The organism is Clostridium aromativorans (genome assembly GCF_020908015.1).
In the GTDB taxonomy this organism is placed as follows: Bacteria; Bacillota; Clostridia; order Clostridiales; family Clostridiaceae; genus Clostridium_B; species Clostridium_B aromativorans.
The window spans coordinates 1-4,383 of sequence record NZ_JAJJPB010000062.1 but is presented as its reverse complement, the minus strand read 5'-3'; the positions used below and the strand labels follow the sequence as shown (position 1 = coordinate 4,383).

General features: G+C 37.6%; 5 protein-coding genes and 1 pseudogene. All 6 read right to left on the bottom strand.

The window, feature by feature from the left end; all coding sequences use genetic code 11:
• Positions 1-238: pseudogene (locus LN736_RS18765) on the bottom strand (glycine/sarcosine/betaine reductase complex component C subunit beta); the annotation flags it as partial.
• Positions 239-316: 78 nt separating this feature from the next.
• Positions 317-1,627: a glycine reductase complex selenoprotein B gene (gene grdB / locus LN736_RS18760; RefSeq protein WP_229982204.1), complete on the bottom strand. Its 1,311-nt coding sequence runs from the start codon at positions 1,625-1,627 to the stop codon at positions 317-319.
• Between the two features lie 42 nt (positions 1,628-1,669).
• Positions 1,670-2,134, bottom strand: coding sequence for a glycine/sarcosine/betaine reductase complex selenoprotein A (grdA, locus tag LN736_RS18755; RefSeq protein WP_150358981.1), 465 nt, complete (start codon positions 2,132-2,134; stop codon positions 1,670-1,672).
• 202 nt (positions 2,135-2,336) lie between these two features.
• The gene (locus LN736_RS18750) at positions 2,337-3,623 is read right to left on the bottom strand and encodes a glycine/sarcosine/betaine reductase component B subunit (protein ID WP_150358982.1); all 1,287 of its coding nucleotides are present in this window, start codon (positions 3,621-3,623) and stop codon (positions 2,337-2,339) included.
• Positions 3,624-3,672: 49 nt separating this feature from the next.
• Complete coding sequence (locus LN736_RS18745) at positions 3,673-4,005, bottom strand: thioredoxin family protein (protein ID WP_150358983.1); 333 nt, start codon at positions 4,003-4,005, stop codon at positions 3,673-3,675.
• A 16-nt stretch (positions 4,006-4,021) separates the two neighbouring features.
• A partial coding sequence (locus tag LN736_RS18740) for an FAD-dependent oxidoreductase (protein ID WP_229982203.1) occupies positions 4,022-4,383 on the bottom strand: 362 nt, incomplete at its 5' end.

Genomic DNA, 4,383 nt, shown 5'->3' with positions numbered 1-4,383 from the left:
TATACCAGGGTCTTTTTCTTTCACTCAATTCTTCTGGAGCCATGTTTCCTATATAAGTTTGATTTGGCGCATAACTGACTACATCTTCAAATGATCTCAAGTGGTTTTTTATCTGCTTCAGATAATCCGAATCCGGATTTGTCTTCCTCTCCAAAGTTTGGGTAGTGCCATTATGCACCACCATATCCGGCGTATTAACTAAAACATAAGAAGCTCTCTTAACAACGGGAAAATTCATTTTAAAACCTCCTATTTATTTTTTATAAATTGGAGGATCTGAAAATAAAATATTTTCAATCCTCCTGGAACTCACAAATTATTCAAAAACTTTCTGCCCCTCTACAGGTGTTGAAAGAGCTTTCAAGGCTTTCTCAACTAAACCATATCTCAGCTCAAATTCACCCTTTTTATCCAATGCCGGATTACCCAGTGGATGTGGTATAGCTACAGTAGGTATTATTCTATTTGCACCAACTGTCAGTGATATTGGAACTACCGTACACATATGGACTACAGGAAGCCCACCTCTTTCTATCTCTTTTACCATTGTTGCACCGCAACGAGTACAAGTTCCTCAGGTAGATGTAAGTATAACTGCTTCGACTCCATCCGCTACAAGTTCTTTAACTATGGCATCTGCAAATTTTTTGGCTGAAGCCACTGCTGTACCATTTCCCACAGTTGCATAATAGTAGTTATGCAGCGATCCTATTTTGCCTTCCTTTTCCATTTTTCTCAGTACATCTACAGGTAACACTCTATCGGGATCCTCATTGGCATAGGTTGGATCATATCCACCATGAGCTGTCTGAAAATTCTCAGGTGTGAGATCTTCAATTCCCTCTATATTGTACTTTCCAAATTTAGATGCACTGGAAGATTCTACATGATCCGGGTTGCCCTTAGGAACTATACCTCCAGAAGTAACCAATGCAATTTTAGCTTTAGTTATATCTTTTACAGCCGGATTTGGATCTACCTTGTCAAATACAGGCATTTTAAATTCTGTAGTAAAACTCTCTCCCTTTAATTTGTGTACAAGCATATCTACTGCTCGTTTGGAGCCTCTTTCATCACTAAAACAATTTTTTCTTATTCCTCTCTCAATATATCCCTCTTCTTCAGGAGAACCTATTTTTTCACCTCTAACAAGCTTTAGTGACAACGATACTATTTTAGGAAGAGCCTTTCTCATACCCGCGGCACTATTTTTGGTTTCAATTATATAAAGATATTTTTTAAATAGATCTGCACCTGGATTTTCAGGATACATGGCAGTAACTGCAGGTATACCAAGCTTATCCTGAACTTCTTTTGACACCGCGCCACATGCCATACCATATCTGCCCGCATTAAAAGCAGGACCTGCTATGAATAAATCTGGACTGTATTTTTTAACCATATCCAATATTTCACTTTTCGCGTCTTCTATATTTTCATTGAAATAGGAATCTCCACAGATAACTGTGGCAACTATCTCCACATCTTCCTTCTTAAATAAGCCGTTCAGCCCCATGCCCGGTCCCAGAAAACCATCTCTCACCTCTGGCTTATAATTTGCCTTTTCCTCTCCTCCTATGCCGGCATAAAACTGATTTATATAATGCACAACTTTAATCATATCAATCCATATCTCCTTTCAAAGTTTTGCAAAACCTCTATAAAATTTCTAGTATTTTGAATACTCATCTCTGATTTGCTTAACTTCACTTATTATCTCATCCACCTCGAGAACCATTTCCATCATGCCGCACTGTTCATCATAAATTGCAGCATCACATTCTTCCTTTATTTCAGGTTCTACAATATGGTAGACAGCCAGTCCAAGTGCTACTCCTGCAAGCGGACCAGCAAAAGTCGGATCTCCCGCACTTACCGTTTCTGCAGAAAGACCTGATGCTTCTGCCTCTGCTCCACCTAAAACTACAACTATATTTTCTGCACCGTATTTCTCCGTCAAATCTTTTACTCTCTGTTGGATCTCCAGATCCATAGCTCCCGCAGCCGTTCAAACGAAACATTCTGTAGAAGCAAATATAACCTCTGCTCCGGCTGACTTTACACAGGCCTCAATAGCCTGGCCAGGTATGCCGTCCCTATCTCCTATCGCAATTACCTTTTTCCCCTTTAACATTTTTTATCATTCCTTTCAAAAAATATATTGCAAATAGTACTAATACCCTGTTACATCTGCATAATTTTATTCTATTTATTCATAAATTTCTATTTCATTTTAAAATATTACTCATTATTCTTTTTAATTTACTTTATAATAAAATTTGAGCATTTTTATGCTTTTTGTATTTGGGACGCTTTGTTTTCGCCAATCAATTGAATTAGTATCCTTTAGAAGTTAATTTAGTGAATCCGACCTCACTAGTAGATCCAGTTACCACCTGGAGCTCAGCTTCTATGGTACCATCTGGTCTTAAGCTTCCTGCATGACCACCTGCAATTATATCAGCGGCTTCACTGTGTCCCAATATTTTTTTCATCTTGGGAAGCACAATCAACTCATTTGCATTCCCTGCTGTGACAACTGCATCTCCCTTAGGTGTAGAATCTGCCAGTGACTGGGAGGCACCATCTTGTCCAGCATATTCATCAGTTACAAGGACTGTCTTTACACCCATATCCGATATCTTATTGCAATTCATTACAAGATCTGCATCTGGATTTCCAAAGCCTTCTTCGGATATGATGACTGCATCTGCTCCAAGATATTTCACCAATTTAGCCGTGAAATTGGATGATCTCTCTTTATCTGCAAGGTACACATTCTCGTTTGTAATTATACAGCCCAGAAAATTAATGTCCTTTCCATCTCTGTCATATAGATCTTCAATAATTGGATTGTTCAAATGCACATAAGTTGGATTTTTATCGCAAGCAGATACACAATTTCCACTGACTACTGCACCGTCAAATACTTCTGTAGGGTACAAAAATGTAGGGATAATTTTTTTAGCATCCACTCCATACACATAAGTATCATGCAGCAGTCCCTGACTTTGAAGCATATATACATAAATAATTTTAGGAAGATCTGCATATTTTTTTACCTGTTCCAGTAGAGGCAGCGTTTCATAAATCTTCGTTTCATCTGGATTTAAATTTTTTCCAGCTTCACCAATATACGCAGCTGCTTTAAATCCAATCATTCTAACAGCCTCTTCGTGTTCATGCTGTTTCACTCCCTTTTTCGGCTCACAAACTATAACTAAATTATTCGTTTTTGAAAATGGAGTGTATTTTGCTCCCTCGCCGCTCATGTCTATAATGCCTTCTTGAAATCCGACAATGCTTCCTGTCGTCACCACGGCAGCTCCACTCAGTACGTGGGTTTTACCTTCTCCAACAGTATCAACTTTGTTTACAAATCCCGGAAATATGCCCCCTTTCCCTTCTACTTTGACTCTGGGCTCGATCACATCTTTCACAGGTATGATTCTAGTTTCATCACCTGGCCTGGCAATGTCCACCTCCACCCTTTCAATCCTTTCATCACCACTGATTTTTTCCATCAATTCATTTTTGTTCACATAGAGAACCCCATCTACAACTTTTGTTTCATTCCCAAATTGAACATCTTTAATATGAATCTTTCCAATTTCCAGTTGCAATATATCCACCTCCAAATTTATTAAAATTAGGAATTCAAATTCCTAATTTTTACAATGTAGCATAATAGGATTTAACGAATTCCTCTACATCATCCAAAGATTTTATTTTGTCTGCAGTAATTGTATTAACTTTTTCCCCTTTATTGTAGAGTACCATAGTAGGCAATCCTAAAACCTTCTGTCCTATTGCAAGTCTTCTAGCTTTACTTATATTGAGACTTGAAAATTTAATTTTATCCCCATATTTATCTTCCAGTCCATGCACTCCCGGCATAAGCTGTTTGCATATTTCGCATTTATCTCCCCAATAGTCCACAAATACAGGTTTATCAGCACAATTTAAAACCTCTTCATCAAAATTTTGTTTTGTCAATTCAATCATTACAATTTCCTCCCTTTTAATTTTTATTTTCTTCTATATAACTCTCTGCAGTAGTTGCTGCTATAGCACCATCAGCTGCTGCAGTTATGACCTGTCTTAAGGATTTTTTTCTTATATCACCTGCGGCAAATACTCCTGAAATATTAGTTCTCATATCCTCATCTGTCACAATATAACCTTTTTCATCCATAGTTACCTTCCCCTGAAACAGCTGTGATATAGGTTCATATCCTACAAATACAAAGCATCCGTCTACTTTCAAATTCCTGGTTTCACCTGTAATCTTGTTCTTTATAAGTAATCCTTCCAATATTTCATCCCCTACAGCTTCTTCCACAATGGAATTCCATATAAATTTTATTTTAGGATTGTGAAAAG

Bases quoted from the DNA above. Each gene is read 5' to 3' on its own strand.
- LN736_RS18745 (WP_150358983.1), bottom strand. From the start codon at position 4,005: ATGATTGAATTGACAAAACAAAATTTTGATGAAGAGGTTTTAAATTGT.